We start from the raw sequence: 244 nt of genomic DNA, 5'->3' as shown, positions 1-244 counted from the left end.
GCCTTGCCCACCGTTGCCCGCCGTCGAGCCGCCTGCTCCGCCGGTACCGCCCGTTCCGCCCGTTCCGCCCTGCCCGCCGCTCTGGCCGTTACTGCCGGCACCAACACCGTCAGCACCGAGTGAGCCCTTACCGCCGGCTCCACCTGTCCCACCGGCGCCGCCGTCGCCAACCAGCCCACCGGCGCCGCCAGTCCCGCCAGTGCCTCCGATGCCGGTGGCAGCGTCCGCCCCAGCCCCACCGGCA

At 76.2% G+C, this 244-nt stretch carries 1 protein-coding gene; it reads right to left on the bottom strand.

What is annotated here, in order from left to right:
- A partial coding sequence (locus F0Q45_RS28505) for a hypothetical protein (protein ID WP_188113229.1) occupies positions 1 to 244 on the bottom strand: 244 nt, incomplete at both ends.

Source organism: Mycobacterium simiae, assembly GCF_008370645.1.
In the GTDB taxonomy this organism is placed as follows: domain Bacteria; phylum Actinomycetota; class Actinomycetes; order Mycobacteriales; family Mycobacteriaceae; genus Mycobacterium; species Mycobacterium simiae_A.
This window is presented reverse-complemented; position numbering and strand designations above follow the sequence as displayed.